The sequence below is a fragment of the Rhizobium sp. P43 genome (assembly GCF_056730705.1).
In genome coordinates this window covers 1,502,859-1,518,526 of sequence record NZ_CM161539.1, presented here as the reverse complement: position 1 = coordinate 1,518,526, position 15,668 = coordinate 1,502,859, and the positions used below count along the sequence as shown (strand labels likewise).

Below are 15,668 nucleotides of genomic sequence, written 5' to 3'. Positions count from 1 at the left end.
AATCACTCCGCCGCCTGAACCTTCTTCACCGGCCGACGCTGCAGCAACTCCTTGAGGAACTGCCCCGTATAGGAAGCCTCGACCTTCACCACCTCTTCCGGCGTGCCCTCGGCGACGATCTGGCCGCCGCCATCGCCACCTTCCGGACCGAAATCGAGAATGTAATCGGCGGTCTTGATGACCTCGAGATTATGCTCGATGACCACCACGCTGTTGCCCTGATTGACCAGTTCCTGCAGCATTTCCAGAAGCTTGGCGACATCGTGGAAATGCAGGCCGGTGGTCGGTTCGTCGAGGATGTAGAGCGTGCGGCCCGTCGAGCGCTTCGACAGTTCCTTGGCGAGTTTGACGCGCTGCGCCTCGCCGCCTGACAGCGTATTCGCCTGCTGGCCGACCTTGATATAGCCGAGACCGACATTGTAGAGCGCCTGCAGCTTGTCGCGCACCGCCGGCACCGCCTGGAAGAACTCGACGCCTTCCTCGACCGTCATGTCGAGAACGTCGGCGATCGACTTGCCCTTGAAGGTGACGTCGAGCGTCTCGCGATTGTAGCGCTTGCCGTGGCAGACATCGCAGGTGACATAGACATCCGGCAGGAAGTGCATCTCGATCTTGATCACGCCATCGCCCTGGCAGGCTTCGCAACGACCACCCTTGACGTTGAACGAGAAGCGACCTGCCTGATAGCCGCGCGCCTTGGCTTCCGGCAGGCCGGTGAACCAGTCGCGGATCGGGGTGAAAGCCCCGGTATAGGTTGCCGGATTTGAGCGCGGCGTGCGGCCGATTGGCGACTGGTCGATATCGATCACCTTGTCGATGAATTCGAACCCGTCAATGCGTTCATGCTCGGCAGGGTTTTCGCGCGCACCCATGATGCGCCGCGCGGCCGCCTTGTAGAGCGTTTCGATCAGGAAGGTCGATTTGCCGCCGCCGGAAACACCGGTGACTGCCGTGAACACGCCGAGCGGGATCGAGGCCGTGACATTCTTCAGATTGTTGCCCTTGGCGCCGACGACCTTGATCTGCTGGCCCTTTTTCGGCTTGCGCCGCTGCGCCGGAACACTGACGCCCATCTCGCCGGTCAGGTACTTGCCGGTCAGCGACTTCGGGTTGGCCATGATCTCCTGCGGCGTGCCCTTGGCCACCACCTGGCCACCATGAATGCCGGCCGCCGGGCCGATATCGACGACATAATCGGCCGTCAGGATCGCATCCTCGTCATGCTCGACGACGATCACGGTGTTGCCGATGTCACGCAGGTGTTTGAGCGTGTCGAGGAGCCGCGCATTGTCGCGCTGATGCAGGCCGATCGACGGCTCGTCCAGCACGTAGAGCACGCCCGTCAGACCCGAGCCGATCTGTGATGCCAGACGAATACGCTGGCTCTCGCCGCCCGACAGCGTGCCGGAATTGCGCGACATCGAGAGATAGTCGAGCCCGACATCGTTGAGGAAGCGAAGCCGCTCGCGGATCTCCTTGAGAATGCGGACAGCGATCTCGTTCTGCTTGTCTGTGAGCTTGCCCGGCAGGTCTTCGAACCAGGCGCCAGCATTACGGATCGCCATGTCGGTCACCTGACCGATATGCAGCCCGTTGATCTTCACCGCCAGCGCCTCCGGCTTCAGGCGGAAACCATTGCAGGCGGGGCAGGGGGCGGCCGACATGAAGCGCTCGATCTCCTCGCGCGCCCAAGCACTGTCGGTCTCCTTCCAGCGCCGCTCGAGGTTCGGCACAATGCCCTCGAAGGTCTTGGTCGTGGTGTAGGAGCGCGCGCCATCGGCATAATGGAAGTCGATCTTCTCCTCGGTGCCGTGCAGGATTGCCTTCTGCGCGGCCTCGGAAAGCTCCGACCACTTGTTCGTCAGCTTGAAGCCGAAGGCCTTGCCCAGCGCTTCAAGCGTCTGGTTGTAATAGGGCGAGCTGGACTTGGCCCAGGGCGCGATCGCCCCGTCATTCAGCTTGCGATGCACTTCCGGTACGATCAGTGCCTCGTCGATCTTCTGCTGCGAGCCAAGGCCATCGCAGGTCGGGCAGGCGCCAAACGGATTGTTGAAGGAAAAGAGGCGCGGCTCGATCTCCGGAATGGTGAAGCCGGAGACCGGGCAGGCAAACTTTTCCGAAAACAGCACGCGCTCATGCGTCTCGTTCAGCGACTTGTTGGCCGAACCACCGGCCGAGGTCTCCTCTGCAGGCAGCGGTTTGTCGGCGAATTCGGCGACCGCCAGCCCGTCTGCGAGCCTCAGGCAGGTCTCCAGACTGTCGGCGAGACGGCTTGCGATGTCCGGACGGACCACCACACGGTCGACCACCACGTCGATGTCGTGCTTGTATTTCTTGTCGAGCGTCGGCGCTTCCGCGATTTCGTAGAACTGCCCGTCGATCTTGACGCGCTGGAAGCCTTTTTTCATCAGTTCGGCGAGTTCTTTCTTGTACTCGCCCTTTCGCCCGCGGATCATCGGCGCAAGGACGTAAAGGCGCGTGCCTTCTTCCAGCGCCAGGATCCGGTCGACCATCTGGCTCACCGTCTGGCTCTCGATCGGAAGGCCCGTCGCCGGCGAATAGGGCACGCCGACACGCGCGAACAGCAGACGCATATAGTCGTAGATTTCGGTGACCGTGCCGACTGTCGAGCGCGGATTGCGCGAGGTCGTCTTCTGCTCGATCGAGATCGCCGGCGATAGCCCCTCGATCTGGTCGACATCCGGCTTCTGCATCATTTCCAGGAACTGCCGCGCATAGGCCGAGAGGCTTTCGACATAGCGGCGCTGGCCCTCTGCATAGATCGTATCGAACGCAAGCGACGACTTGCCGGAGCCGGAGAGCCCGGTCATCACGATCAGGCTGTTGCGCGGCAGATCGAGGTCGATGCCCTTCAGATTGTGCTCGCGCGCGCCACGGATGGAAATGGTCTTGAGTTCGCTCATGTCAGGCTCTGATCGGCAAAGGGAAGGGGACGGTTCCTGGGAGAACTGTCCTTATGTAGGCAACGGCCCCTCCGAGTCGAGGCGCAAGGGGCCGCCGAAGCGCAATTTCGATTCTGTTGACAGGATCATAGGGAAATACTAGAACAAATAAAGAACATTTTTCATCGGCCCACATTCTGTGGATTATACGGTCGCAACGCCCATTCGCATCGGCGATTGGGCTAAGGTGCAAATTGATTGAAGTTTGAACGCCGCGGCGGCGCGGCAGTAAGGTGAGTGTCATGGCTGGTAGCGTCAACAAGGTCATTCTGATCGGCAATCTCGGTGCCGATCCCGAAATCCGCCGGACCCAGGACGGTCGTCCGATCGCCAATCTGCGCATCGCGACCTCGGAAACCTGGCGGGACAAGAACAGCGGCGAGCGCAAGGAAAAGACCGAATGGCATTCGGTCGTGATCTTCAATGAAGGTCTCTGCAAGGTCGCCGAACAGTATCTGAAGAAGGGCTCGACAGTTTACGTCGAGGGCCAGCTGCAGACCCGCAAGTGGCAGGACCAGAGCGGCGCCGACCGCTACTCGACCGAAGTCGTCCTGCAGGGCTTCAACGGCAACCTGACCATGCTCGGCGGTCGCGGTGATGGCGGCGGTGCCTCGCGGGGCGGCAATGACTTCGGCGGCGACAGCTATGGCGGCGGTGGTTATGACGGCGGCTACGGCTCGCCGGCACCTTCGCGCGGCGGTTCTTCCGGTGGCGCAAGCCGCGGCGGCAGCGCCCCCTCCGGCGGCTTCTCGCGCGATCTTGACGACGACATCCCGTTCTGAGAACCCGGCGAGCGGCAGGTATTGATGGGGGCTTCGGCCCCCATTTTCATTTCATGATCGGGCAAACTCAGAGCGCCGAAACGGAAGTTAGCTGATTGCCGAATTGCCTTATCGTTGGCGCAGGGTCGTCAGCCCGCAAAGGCGGACTTCACCCCGTCGACCACGAACTGCACGGAAAGAGCCGCCAGCAACACGCCGAGCAGGCGGGTCAACAGCGCCCGGCCGGTCACGCCGAGGAACTTGTTCAGCCGCTCCGCCAGATAGAGCGAGACGAAAACCAGGCCGAGGACCACGGCGATCACGGCCACGAGCTGCGCCTTGCCGACCCAGCCCTCCATCGTTCCCGAGATCAGCACCGTCGCGGAAATCGCGCCCGGACCTGCGATCAGCGGGATCGCCAGAGGGAAGACCGCGAGATTGTGGATGTGATCCTTGGTGATGGCGTCGCCCGTGGTCTTCTCCTTCCGCTCGTTGCGCTTCTCGAAGATCATCTCGAAGGCGATCGCAAACAGCATCAGGCCGCCGGCGATGCGGAAGGCGCCCATGGAGATGCCGAGTGCGCCGAGAATGCTGGCGCCGAAGAGCGCAAAGACCGTCAGGATGGCAAAGCCCATCACCGAGCCGCGAATGGCCACTTGCTGGCGCTGGGCGCGGGTCATGCCCTGGGTGAGGCCGAGGAAGAGCGGTGCAAGCCCTGGCGGGTCGACGGTGACCAGGAGGGTCGTGAAGGCGCTGATCATCGTTTCGGTAACGGCCATGCTCGGGTCTTTCTCATGTTGAAGCACCCATAAAGCCGAAGCGCTGGTAGCCTTGCAAGCCGCGCCCCCAACATATTGGGAGAAATGCCTTTCCGGCGCCGCAAAAGCCTGTTTATAACCGGGTGCAAAATTGGCGCTCCCCCGCCTGTTCCGCTATAAAATCCCCAGTGATTCCGAACAGAGATCGTGACCTGATTTGACTGAGCAAAGCACTCCCGGCGGCGGCAAGTTCCCGTCCGACATCCAGCCGATTTCCATCATGGAGGAAATGCAGCGGTCGTATCTCGATTACGCCATGAGCGTGATCGTGAGCCGCGCGCTGCCTGACGTGCGCGACGGCCTGAAGCCGGTGCACCGCCGCATCCTCTACGGCATGAACGAACTGGGCCTCGACTGGAACAAGAAATACGTCAAGAGCGCCCGCGTCACCGGTGACGTGATGGGTAAATACCATCCGCATGGCGACGCCGCGATCTATGACGCGCTCGCCCGTATGGCGCAGGACTGGTCGCTGCGCATGCCGCTGATCGACGGTCAGGGCAATTTCGGCTCTGTCGATGGTGACCCGCCGGCGGCCCAGCGTTACACGGAATGCCGCCTGCAGAAGGTCGCCCACGCGCTGCTCGACGACCTCGACAAGGAAACCGTCGATTTCCGCGACAACTACGACGGCACCATGTCGGAGCCGGTCGTCGTTCCCGCCAAGTTCCCGAACTTGCTGGTCAATGGTGCCGGCGGTATCGCCGTCGGCATGGCGACCAACATTCCGCCGCACAATCTGGTCGAAGTGCTCGACGGCTGCACGGCGCTGATCGACAATCCGGCGATTGAGCTGCCGGAGCTGATGCAGATCATCCCGGGTCCGGACTTCCCGACCGGCGCCATGATCCTCGGTCGCTCGGGCATCAAGTCGGCTTATGAGACGGGCAGGGGTTCGGTCGTGATGCGCGGCGTTGCCCGCGTCGAGCCGATGCGCGGCGATCGCGAACAGATCATCATCACCGAGATCCCCTATCAGGTGAACAAGGCGACGATGATCGAGAAGATGGCCGAGCTGGTGCGCGAAAAGCGCATCGAGGGCATCTCCGACCTGCGCGACGAATCCGACCGTGAAGGCTACCGCGTCGTCATCGAGCTGAAGCGCGATGCCAATGCCGATGTCATCCTGAACCAGCTCTATCGCTACACCCCGCTGCAGACCTCCTTCGGCTGCAACATGGTGGCGCTGAACGGCGGCAAGCCGGAACAGCTGACGCTGCTCGACATGCTCCGGGCCTTCGTCGCCTTCCGCGAGGATGTCGTCAGCCGCCGCACCAAGTATCTGCTGCGCAAGGCCCGCGAGCGCGCCCATGTCTTGGTCGGTCTGGCTATCGCCGTTGCCAATATCGATGAAGTCATTGCGCTCATCCGCAATGCGCCGGATCCGGCAACCGCCCGCGAACAGCTGATGACGCGCCGCTGGCCTGCCCATGACGTGGAAGCATTGATCCGCCTGATCGATGATCCGCGCCATCGCATCAACGATGACCTGACCTACAATCTCTCCGAAGAGCAGGCGCGCGCCATCCTCGAGCTGCGTCTCGCCCGCCTGACGGCGCTTGGCCGTGACGAAATCGACGAGGAATTGAACAAGATCGGCGCCGAAATCGCCGACTATCTTGAGATCCTGTCGTCCCGCGTCCGCATCCAGCAGATCGTCAAGGACGAGTTCAAGGCTATCCGTGACGAATTCGGCACCCCGCGCCGCACCCAGATCGTCGATGGCGGTCCGGATATGGACGACGAGGACCTGATCGCCCGCGAAGACATGGTCGTCACCGTGTCCCATGCCGGCTACATCAAGCGCGTGCCGCTGACGACCTATCGCGCCCAGCGTCGCGGCGGCAAGGGCCGCTCCGGCATGGCCATGAAGGACGAGGATTTCGCGACCCGTCTGTTCGTCGCCAATACCCATACGCCGGTGTTGTTCTTCTCCTCGCGCGGCATCGTCTACAAGGAAAAGGTCTGGCGCCTGCCGATCGGCACGCCGACGTCGCGCGGCAAGGCTATGATCAACATGTTCCCGCTGGAGCCCGGCGAGCGCATCACCTCGATCATGCCGCTGCCCGAGGACGAGACGAGCTGGGAAAACCTCGACGTCATGTTCTCGACGACCCGTGGTACGGTTCGCCGCAACAAGCTCTCCGATTTCATCCAGGTCAACCGCAACGGCAAGATCGCGATGAAGCTGGAGGAAGAGGGCGACGAGATCCTCGGCGTCGAAACCTGCACCGAGCATGACGACGTGCTGCTGACGACGGCGCTTGGCCAGGCGATCCGCTTCCCGGTTGATGAAGTGCGCGTCTTTGCCGGCCGCAATTCGATCGGTGTCCGCGGTCTGACGCTCGCCGACAGCGACCGCCTGATCTCGATGGCGATCGTCGCCCATGTCGATGCCGAACCATGGGAGCGTGCGGCCTATCTCAAGCGCTCCGCCGCCGAGCGTCGCGCCCTGGGCGTCGACGAAGACGATATCGCTCTCGTCGGCGAGGAAGTCGGAGCCGAAGGCGAACTGTCCGAAGAGCGCTATCAGGAGCTCAAGGCCCGCGAGCAGTTTGTCCTCACGGTCTCGGAGAAGGGCTTCGGCAAGCGGTCGTCCTCCTACGACTTCCGCACCTCCGGTCGAGGCGGCAAGGGCATCCGCGCCACCGACACCTCGAAGACATCTGAGATCGGCGAACTGGTCGCGGCCTTCCCGGTCGAAGACACCGACCAGCTGATGCTCGTCTCCGACGGTGGCCAGCTGATCCGCGTGCCGGTCAACGGCATCCGCATCGCCAGCCGCGCCACCAAGGGCGTGACGATCTTCTCCACCGCCAAGGACGAAAAGGTCGTCTCGGTCGAGCGGATCACGGAACCGGAAGGTGACGAGGAAGTAACGGAGGCAGCAGAGGGTAGTGAAGGCTTGGGCGGCGTTGAGCCGGCGACCGATACTGGCGAAGCCCCGACCGAGTGAATGTGAGCCGGCCCGCAAGGGCCGGTTTTCGTATGGAGACATGAACAAGCGAAAAGCCCGCCGGATTTGTGATCCGAGCGGGCTTTTTGCTGGAGGTCTGCATCAGGTTTGATGCGGTCTTGTTTGGGCCGGCGTGTGGATCCACCGACTGTGACCGCTTGGGATCGGTCTCAGAAGGCCTTGCGGCGCTCCATCATGGCCCGGAAATCGTCGTTTTCGCGCTTGAGCGCCGTGATCGTGGAAACGACCGAGGCCACAAACATGCCACTGATCAGAGCGGCAAGAACCGTAAGCGTCAGAAACATGGTCTTTTCCTTTCTCTTGTTCAGCGTGATGTTGCGTTTCTAGCGGCGAAGATTTGAAATCCGATTAATGGCTGAAGCTGTGATAGCGAGCCGTCATCGGAGGGCCGTAGAAAGCAGCGTCACCACTGCCCTTGACGTAGAAGGTTGCGGATGTGGCAACCATGGCAGTCATCATCATCATCCATACGAGGTTGATCAGGGTAACCTTGTCATGCATTGCTTTAGTCCTTTGAATGCCGGCATTCGCTGCCGTAAAATGTTTGCGTGCGAAAATAGTTCCCGCACAGTGTAGGAAGATGTTTACCAACCGCCGCCTGAAGTCCTCTTGAACGCGCCGTTCATCTGCGGTTCATCTTCGTGACGGAACTGTGACGCTTCCATCCACTCCCGCGCAACCATGAGGCCGAGCTCGACGAGAAGCGAGGCGGCAATGGCGGAGGCAATCAGAAGAACGAGCATCGGAACATCCTTGGGGTATGTCGGTTCGGTTGATGCTTCAGGAATAGAGGAACCCGTCTGAAGCCGCCTTGAATGACGCGTTCATCTGTCGTTCAGCGCAGCGGGCAGGGTTCTCATCTGGCAAAAGCGTGACGCAAGCGAGGCCGTTGGGTGCTTGCGATATCCCGGCTTCCGTGACAAAAGGCGGGCGAAACCAAAACACGGGTTCTCATGGCAACCGCTTTCTATCCTGGCTCTTTCGATCCGATGACCAACGGCCACCTGGACGTACTTGTTCAGGCGCTGAACATCGTTGATCGCCTGGTGGTCGCCATTGGCACCCATCCGGGCAAGGCGCCGCTCTTTACCTTCGAACAGCGTGCCGATCTGATCCGTGCCTCCCTGGCTGAAGTCTTGCCGGGCCGGGCAGGGGATCTGGACGTCGTATCCTTCGCCGATCTCGCCGTCGATGCCGCCCGCCGGCATGGCGCGCGGATCATCGTTCGTGGGCTGCGCGACGGAACAGATTTCGATTATGAGATGCAGATGGTCGGCATGAACGCCCAGATGGCGCCGGAACTGCAGACCGTGTTCCTGCCGGCCGCCACCGCCTCGCGGCCCATTACCGCCACATTGGTCCGCCAGATCGCCGCCATGGGCGGAGATGTCAGCGCCTTCGTGCCGGCTCCGGTGCTGGCCGCCCTCAATTCAAGATACGGCCGCTGAGCCGCAATATCCAAACGGGAGTGATCATGAAGCTCGTCCAACTCGCAACCGCATTCGTGCTGGCCATCGCCGGCTTCGGCGCCGCCCAGGCTCAGTCCAACGAGGACTTCCTGACCATCCAGCTGAAGGACGGCCCGGTCGTGATCCAGCTGGCGACGGATGTCGCGCCCAAGCATGTTGCCCAGATCAAGGACCTCGCCGCCAAGGGCGAGTATGACAATGTTGCCTTCCACCGCGTGATCGAGGGCTTCATGGCCCAGACCGGCGATGTGCAGTTCGGCGACATGGAGAACGGCTTTGAGCCGGGTCGCGCCGGCACCGGTGGCTCGAGCCTGCCGGATCTGCCCGCCGAGTTCTCGGACAAGCCCTTCGTCCGCGGCACGGTCGGCATGGCCCGCAGCCAGGATCCGAACTCCGCCAATTCGCAGTTCTTCATCATGTTCGCCGATGGCGATTTCTTGAACGGCCAGTACACGGTCGTCGGCCAGGTCGTCTCCGGTATGGAATTCGTCGACAAGATCAAGCGTGGCGAAGGCGGCAACGGCGAAGTCACCGATCCCGACCGCATGGTCAAGGTCACCGTCGGTCGCAACTGATATCAAAAGGGCGATAAGCCCCAACCAAGGAGAACCCCCATGGCCGAGATCAAGGATCCGGAAAACACCATCCTGATGGAAACCACCAAGGGCAAGGTCGTGATTGCGCTCTTCCCGGATCTGGCCCCCGGCCATGTCGCCCGCATCAAGGAACTGTCGCGCGAAGGCGCCTATGATGGCGTTGTCTTCCACCGCGTCATCGAAGACTTCATGGCTCAGACCGGCGACGTCCAGTATGGCAAGCAGGGTGCAGACAGCTTCAACCCGGGTCGCGCCGGCATGGGCGGCTCGTCCAAGCCTGACCTGAAGGCCGAATTCTCGGCCACGCCGCATGTTCGCGGCACCTGCTCCATGGCCCGTTCGCAGAACCCGAACTCGGCCAATTCACAGTTCTTCATCTGCTTCACCGATGCACCCTGGCTGAACAAGCAGTATTCCGTCTGGGGCCAGGTCATCGAGGGCATGGACGTCATCGACCAGATCAAGAAGGGCGAGCCCGTGCGCGATCCCGACTCGATCGTCTCGATGAAGGTCGCTGCCGACGCCTGATCGGCTTCTTCTACGGAAGCCCGCCTCGGTGCATGGCACTCGGGCGGGTTTTCGCGTTTAAACCCGTCAATCCAGACCTGATGTGAAGCAATGCGTGTAGATCTCTTCGACTTCGACCTGCCGGAAGACAATATTGCGCTGCGGCCCGCAAACCCGCGTGACCATGCGCGATTCCTGGTGGTGCGCCCCAATGGCGACCCGGTTCTCGAAGACCATCATGTCTATGATCTCGCCTCCTTCCTGAAGCCCGGCGATGCCTTGGTCTTCAACGACACCAAGGTGATCCCGGCCCAGCTCGAAGGCGTGCGCCACCGCGAAGGTGCCGAGGAAATCGCCGTCTCCTGCACGCTGCACATGCGTGTGGCCGCCAATCGCTGGAAGGCCTTTGCCAAGCCCGGCAAGCGCATCAAGGCCGGCGACCGCATCGATTTCGGCACGGGGCAGGGGGAAGGCGCCGCCTGCATGCTCGGCTCGCTCGTTGCGACCGTTGCGGAAAAGGGTGAAGCCGGCGAAATCGATCTCGCCTTCGACCTCTCGGGCCCCGATCTGGACCAGGCGATCGCCACTGTCGGCCACATTCCGCTTCCGCCCTATATCGCCGCCAAGCGGCCGGAAGACGACAAGGATCGCGCCGACTACCAGACGATCTACGCCCGCGAGGAGGGCGCCGTGGCCGCCCCGACCGCCGGCCTGCATTTCACGCCAGACCTGTTCGCCAAACTCGACGCCGCCGGCATCGAGCGCCATTTCGTGACCCTGCATGTCGGCGCTGGCACCTTCCTGCCGGTCAAGGCGGACGATACCGCCGAGCACAAGATGCATGAGGAGATCGGCTATATCTCGCCGTCGACTTCGGCCGCTCTCAACGCCGTTCGTGCCCGGGGCAACCGTATTGTTGCGGTCGGCACCACCTCGCTGCGCCTGCTTGAAAGTGCCGCCGAGGAGAATGGCCACATTCCCGCCTGGTCAGGTGCGACAGGCATCTTCATCACGCCCGGCTATCGCTTCAAGGCAGTCGACATGCTGATGACCAATTTCCACCTGCCCAAATCCACGCTTTTCATGCTGGTATCCGCCTTTTCCGGCCTCGACACGATGCGTGCGGCCTATGCCCACGCCATCGAGACCGGCTACCGCTTCTATTCCTATGGCGATTCCAGCCTGCTCTTCCGGAAAGACGACTGACCGATGTCCGAGAATTTCACGTTCAATCTGAAGGCCACCAGCGGCAAGGCTCGCCTTGGCGAGATCACCATGCCGCGCGGCACGATCCGCACCCCGGCCTTCATGCCCGTCGGCACCGTCGGCACCGTCAAGGCCATGTATCTCGATCAGGTCAAGGAAGGCGGCGCCGACATCATCCTCGGCAACACCTACCACCTGATGCTGCGCCCCGGTCCGGAACGCGTGGCCCGCCTCGGCGGCCTGCATGAACTCATCCGCTGGCCCGGCCCGATCCTGACCGACTCGGGCGGCTTCCAGGTGATGTCGCTGTCTGGCCTGCGCAAGCTCGACGAGCAGGGCGTGACCTTCAAGAGCCATGTCGATGGTAGCTTGCACCACATGTCGCCGGAGCGCTCGATCGAGATCCAGGGCCTGCTCGACAGTGACATCCAGATGCAGCTCGACGAATGCGTGGCGCTGCCCAACGAACCGCGCGAGATCGAACGCGCCATGGAACTCTCATTGCGCTGGGCCGAACGTTGCCGCGTCGCTTTCGGCAACCAGCCCGGCAAGGCCATGTTCGGTATCGTCCAGGGCGGCGACCAGCCGGCGCTTCGCATCCGCTCGGCGGAAGGCCTGAAGCAGTTGGACCTCAAGGGCTATTCGATCGGCGGTCTCGCCGTCGGCGAACCCCAGGCCGTCATGCTCGACATGCTGCGCATCACGCTGCCGGTGCTGCCCACCGAAAAGCCGCGCTACCTGATGGGCGTCGGCACGCCCGATGACATGCTGAAATCGGTCGCCGAAGGCATCGACATGTTCGACTGCGTCATGCCGACCCGCTCCGGTCGCCACGGCCTTGCCTTTACCCGCCGCGGCAAGGTCAATATCCGCAATGCCCGCCATGCCGAGGATATGCGTCCGCTGGACGAACAGTCATCCTGCCCGGCGACCCGCGACTACTCGCGTGCCTATCTGCATCACCTCGTGCGCTCCAATGAAGCGCTCGGCGGAATGCTCTTGTCCTGGAACAACCTCAGCTACTATCAGGAACTGATGCAGGGCATCCGCCAGGCGATCGCGGAAAACCGCTTCGAGGATTTCAAGGCCGAAACCATCGAGATGTGGAACCGCGGCGACATCGACCCGATCTGAGCGTGATCGAGGGCAGGGCGCTCAATCGTCCTGCCCTGAAGGTTCAGATACCCTGACTGTTCGTCTCGCGCTTCATGCGCACGCCATTGATGGCAAACTGGCCGTCCCGTTGGCGCTTCAGCTCGTAATACACGGCCCAGTCCTTGCCATCGGGCGCCGAGATCAGCACCTCCTGATAGGCCACCGTGCCATCGGGCGACACCTGATTGCGCCCGAAGGCATAGTTGCCGGGACGATAGACCGGGCCATAGCTCTTCTTCACCATCTCGAAGAAGCGCTCCGCATTGGGAAACACCGACTTGATCTCCGGCGAAGCGAAGGAATAGGCCGTCTGGGCATCATCGTTCAGAAAGGCCGTGATCTGCTGCTCGATGACGTTTTTCACGAGGGTCACAGCCTCGGTCTTTCCATCCTGTTGGGCCATGACCGGTGCTGCAAGCAGGCCGACCACGAGAGACAGGGCAATTCCAATCCGCATGCGCATCATCATCCCCTTGTTTCAGAAGGTCCGAAACAAAAGGATAGGACGATTCGCCCCGTCGGAAAGTCCTCATGACGGTTTCGTGTCGTTCATCGCGATATCGTGAGCAAAACCCGCTGGATTACCCCCGGCTGGTCTGGACAAGCCAGGGGTGAAGCCGCTTAAAAACAAAGACCATGAGTTGGCTGCAACGTTGCCGGAGGTGGCGACACGCGCCAACACGACTGCGAGATGAGGAGCCTTGCAATGATCGATGACCTGCTCGACCAGATGACACTTGAGGAGCAGGTTGCCCTGCTGGCCGGCGCCGATTTCTGGACGACGGTCGCAGTCGATCGCATTGGCATCCCCAAGATCAAGGTGACCGACGGTCCGAACGGCGCACGCGGCGGCGGCTCGCTGGTCGGTGGCGTCAAATCCGCCTGCTTCCCCGCTACCATTGGCATCGGGGCTGCCTGGAACCCGGAGCTTGTGCGCGAGATGGGCGTGGCGCTGGCGGAGGAGGCCAAGACCAAGAGCGCCCGCGTCCTGCTGGCACCGACCGTCAACATTCATCGCTCTGGTCTCAATGGCCGAAATTTCGAATGTTACTCCGAAGACCCGATGCTGAGCTCGGTGCTGGCCGTCGCCTATATCGAGGGCGTGCAGTCTGAGGGCATCGCCGCCACGATCAAGCATTTCGTCGGCAATGAATCCGAGATCGAGCGTCAGACCATGTCGTCCGACATGGATGAGCGCACACTGCGCGAGATCTACCTGCCCCCCTTCGAGGCAGCGGTGAAAAAGGCCGGCGTCTGGGCGATCATGTCCTCCTACAACCGCCTGAACGGTGTCTGGACCAGCGAGAACCGCTGGCTGCTGACCGAACTCCTGCGCGAGGAATGGGGCTATGACGGCATCGTGATGTCCGACTGGTTCGGCTCGCACACCACGGAAGCCTCTGTAATCGGCGGCCTCGATCTGGAAATGCCGGGTCCGACCCGCGACCGCGGCGAAAAGCTGGCTAGCGCTGTCCGCGAGGGCAGGGTGCCCGCAGACACCGTCAAGTCTGCCGCCCGCCGTATCCTGCTGCTGCTCGAGCGCGTCGGCGCCTTTGCCGATCCCTCCATGGCAGACGAGAAAGCTATTGATCGCCCCGAACACCGCGCGCTCATCCGCAAGCTGGGCGCCGAGGGCATGGTGCTCCTGAAGAATGACGGCATCCTGCCGCTCGACAAATCGGCCCTCGACCGCATCGCCGTGCTCGGTCCCAATGCCACGCAACCACGTATCATGGGCGGCGGCAGCGCCCAGATCAACGCGCATTACAAGGTGAGCCCGCTCGAGGGTATCCGCAATGCGCTCTCCGGCACCAACCGCGTCAGCCACATCATGGGCTGCCGCAACAACCGCCTGACCCGCATGCTCGAAGGCGAGATCAGCCTCGACTTCTTCCAGGGGACCCGCTGCGAGGGCCCCGTGATGCATAGCGACCAGGCGCAAGTCTCGAACTTCTTCTGGCTCGACATGCCCAAGCCATCGCTCGATCCGCGCGACTTCTCCGTCCGTCTGAAGACGATCTATCGCCCGGAAGAAAGCGGCAACCACCTGTTTGGCCTCGCCAATGCCGGACTTGCCCGCCTCTATGTTGATGACGTGCTTGTGGTCGACAGCTATGAAGGCTGGAAGCGCGGCGACAATTTCTTCGGCAATGGCAATACCGAGGTCCGTGTCGAACATTTCCTCGAAGCGGGGAGAAGCTACGAGATCCGCGTGGATTACCGCTCTCCGGCAGAGGTCGAGTCCGGTATCCGAATTCGTGCCCTCCGCTTCGGCGTCGAGCTGCCGACATCCGACAAGGACATCCAGCTTGCGGTCGAACAGGCCAAGGCCTCTGATATCGCCGTGCTGTTCGTCGGCCGGGAAGGGGAGTGGGACACCGAAGGTCTCGACCTGCCCGATATGCGCCTGCCCGGTCGCCAGGAAGAACTGATCGAGAAGGTCGCCGCCGTCAATCCGCGCACCGTCGTCGTCCTGCAGACCGGCGGCCCGGTCGAAATGCCCTGGCTCGACAAGGTCCTGGCTGTCATCCAGGCCTGGTATCCGGGGCAGGAGGCCGGCAATGCCATTGCCGACGTGCTGTTCGGCGATGCCGAACCCGGCGGGCGCCTGCCGCAGACCTTCCCCAAGCGCCTCGCCGACAATTCCGCCATGACAGGCGATCCGAAGACCTATCCCGGCAAGGACGGCCATGTCGTCTACGCGGAAGGCCTTGCCGTCGGTTACCGCCATCACGATGCCGATGGCGCCAAGCCGCTCTTCCCCTTCGGTTACGGCCTGTCCTATACAAGCTTCGACTGGTCAGCCCCACGCGCTTCCAGTCGTGATATGGGACCCACAGGCGTTACCATCGAGGTAGATGTGACGAACATCGGCGACCGGGCAGGCGCCGAACTGGTCCAGCTCTATGTCAAGCCGAAGGCCTCACGCCTGCTGTGTCCGGTGAAGGAACTCAAGGCCTTCGCCAAGCTGCATATCGCCGCCGGCAAGACCGCAACAGCACGGCTCACGCTCGCAGTCCGCGACCTCGCTTACTTCGATCCGCAGGCGCGCGCCTGGATCGCCGAGGCCGGGGACTATGACCTCGTGATTGCCGCCAATGCCGAGGATATCCGCGCCACGCTGACGCTGACCCTGGCCAGCGAATGGCGGGAAGGGGTCTCGGCACCGCCTTTGCCTGATGTCGTCGACTGATCCGCTGCGGCGGAGGTTTCGCG

The 15,668-nt window shown here is 62.2% G+C and carries 14 protein-coding genes; 8 read left to right on the top strand and 6 right to left on the bottom strand.

The genetic code is table 11. The features are described 5' to 3' along the window. Positions 1-2: 2 nt before the first annotated feature. Positions 3-2,924 (bottom strand): excinuclease ABC subunit UvrA, encoded by a 2,922-nt coding sequence (gene uvrA, locus AC1PUL_RS07500; protein ID WP_480467577.1) that lies wholly within the window; start codon positions 2,922-2,924, stop codon positions 3-5. Between the two features lie 281 nt (positions 2,925-3,205). Here uvrA and AC1PUL_RS07495 point away from each other — a divergent pair, with 281 nt between their 5' ends. Further along, positions 3,206-3,745, top strand: coding sequence for a single-stranded DNA-binding protein (locus tag AC1PUL_RS07495; protein ID WP_185812139.1), 540 nt, complete (start codon positions 3,206-3,208; stop codon positions 3,743-3,745). A 128-nt stretch (positions 3,746-3,873) separates the two neighbouring features. Here the strand turns inward: AC1PUL_RS07495 and AC1PUL_RS07490 are convergent, their stop codons facing one another. Next, positions 3,874-4,503, bottom strand: a complete 630-nt coding sequence (locus AC1PUL_RS07490) for a MarC family protein (RefSeq protein WP_298465557.1) — start codon at positions 4,501-4,503, stop codon at positions 3,874-3,876. A gap of 196 nt (positions 4,504-4,699) precedes the next feature. On the opposite strand from AC1PUL_RS07490, the gene gyrA reads away from it, so the two are divergent. After that, on the top strand, positions 4,700-7,498 hold the full coding sequence (gene gyrA, locus AC1PUL_RS07485) for a DNA gyrase subunit A (RefSeq protein ID WP_480467575.1): 2,799 nt from the start codon (positions 4,700-4,702) through the stop codon (positions 7,496-7,498). A gap of 170 nt (positions 7,499-7,668) precedes the next feature. Here the strand turns inward: gyrA and AC1PUL_RS07480 are convergent, their stop codons facing one another. The 3 genes from AC1PUL_RS07480 to AC1PUL_RS07470 form a co-directional block, all read right to left on the bottom strand. Further along, complete coding sequence (locus AC1PUL_RS07480) at positions 7,669-7,803, bottom strand: hypothetical protein (RefSeq protein ID WP_281418986.1); 135 nt, start codon at positions 7,801-7,803, stop codon at positions 7,669-7,671. Between the two features lie 64 nt (positions 7,804-7,867). Next, positions 7,868-8,020: a hypothetical protein gene (locus tag AC1PUL_RS07475; protein ID WP_298465566.1), complete on the bottom strand. Its 153-nt coding sequence runs from the start codon at positions 8,018-8,020 to the stop codon at positions 7,868-7,870. 83 nt (positions 8,021-8,103) lie between these two features. Further along, positions 8,104-8,262: a hypothetical protein gene (locus tag AC1PUL_RS07470; protein ID WP_480467573.1), complete on the bottom strand. Its 159-nt coding sequence runs from the start codon at positions 8,260-8,262 to the stop codon at positions 8,104-8,106. 210 nt (positions 8,263-8,472) lie between these two features. Here AC1PUL_RS07470 and coaD point away from each other — a divergent pair, with 210 nt between their 5' ends. The 5 genes from coaD (at position 8,473) to tgt (ending at position 12,431) form a co-directional block, all read left to right on the top strand. Continuing rightward, entirely contained in the window at positions 8,473-8,967 is a 495-nt protein-coding gene (gene coaD / locus AC1PUL_RS07465) for a pantetheine-phosphate adenylyltransferase (RefSeq protein WP_298465572.1), read from the top strand. Positions 8,968-8,993: 26 nt separating this feature from the next. Continuing rightward, positions 8,994-9,563, top strand: coding sequence for a peptidylprolyl isomerase (locus AC1PUL_RS07460; RefSeq protein WP_298465575.1), 570 nt, complete (start codon positions 8,994-8,996; stop codon positions 9,561-9,563). A 39-nt stretch (positions 9,564-9,602) separates the two neighbouring features. Continuing rightward, on the top strand, positions 9,603-10,112 hold the full coding sequence (locus tag AC1PUL_RS07455; RefSeq protein WP_298465578.1) for a peptidylprolyl isomerase: 510 nt from the start codon (positions 9,603-9,605) through the stop codon (positions 10,110-10,112). Between the two features lie 90 nt (positions 10,113-10,202). After that, a complete protein-coding gene (gene queA / locus AC1PUL_RS07450) occupies positions 10,203-11,297 on the top strand; it encodes a tRNA preQ1(34) S-adenosylmethionine ribosyltransferase-isomerase QueA (RefSeq protein ID WP_480467572.1) in 1,095 nt (364 codons plus the stop codon). A gap of 3 nt (positions 11,298-11,300) precedes the next feature. Beyond that, the gene (gene tgt / locus AC1PUL_RS07445) at positions 11,301-12,431 is read left to right on the top strand and encodes a tRNA guanosine(34) transglycosylase Tgt (RefSeq protein ID WP_298465582.1); all 1,131 of its coding nucleotides are present in this window, start codon (positions 11,301-11,303) and stop codon (positions 12,429-12,431) included. A 43-nt stretch (positions 12,432-12,474) separates the two neighbouring features. Here tgt and AC1PUL_RS07440 read toward each other — a convergent pair whose 3' ends face one another. Next, positions 12,475-12,915: a DUF4864 domain-containing protein gene (locus AC1PUL_RS07440; protein ID WP_298465584.1), complete on the bottom strand. Its 441-nt coding sequence runs from the start codon at positions 12,913-12,915 to the stop codon at positions 12,475-12,477. A 243-nt stretch (positions 12,916-13,158) separates the two neighbouring features. On the opposite strand from AC1PUL_RS07440, the gene AC1PUL_RS07435 reads away from it, so the two are divergent. Next, entirely contained in the window at positions 13,159-15,645 is a 2,487-nt protein-coding gene (locus AC1PUL_RS07435; RefSeq protein ID WP_480467569.1) for a glycoside hydrolase family 3 C-terminal domain-containing protein, read from the top strand. Positions 15,646-15,668: the final 23 nt, after the last annotated feature.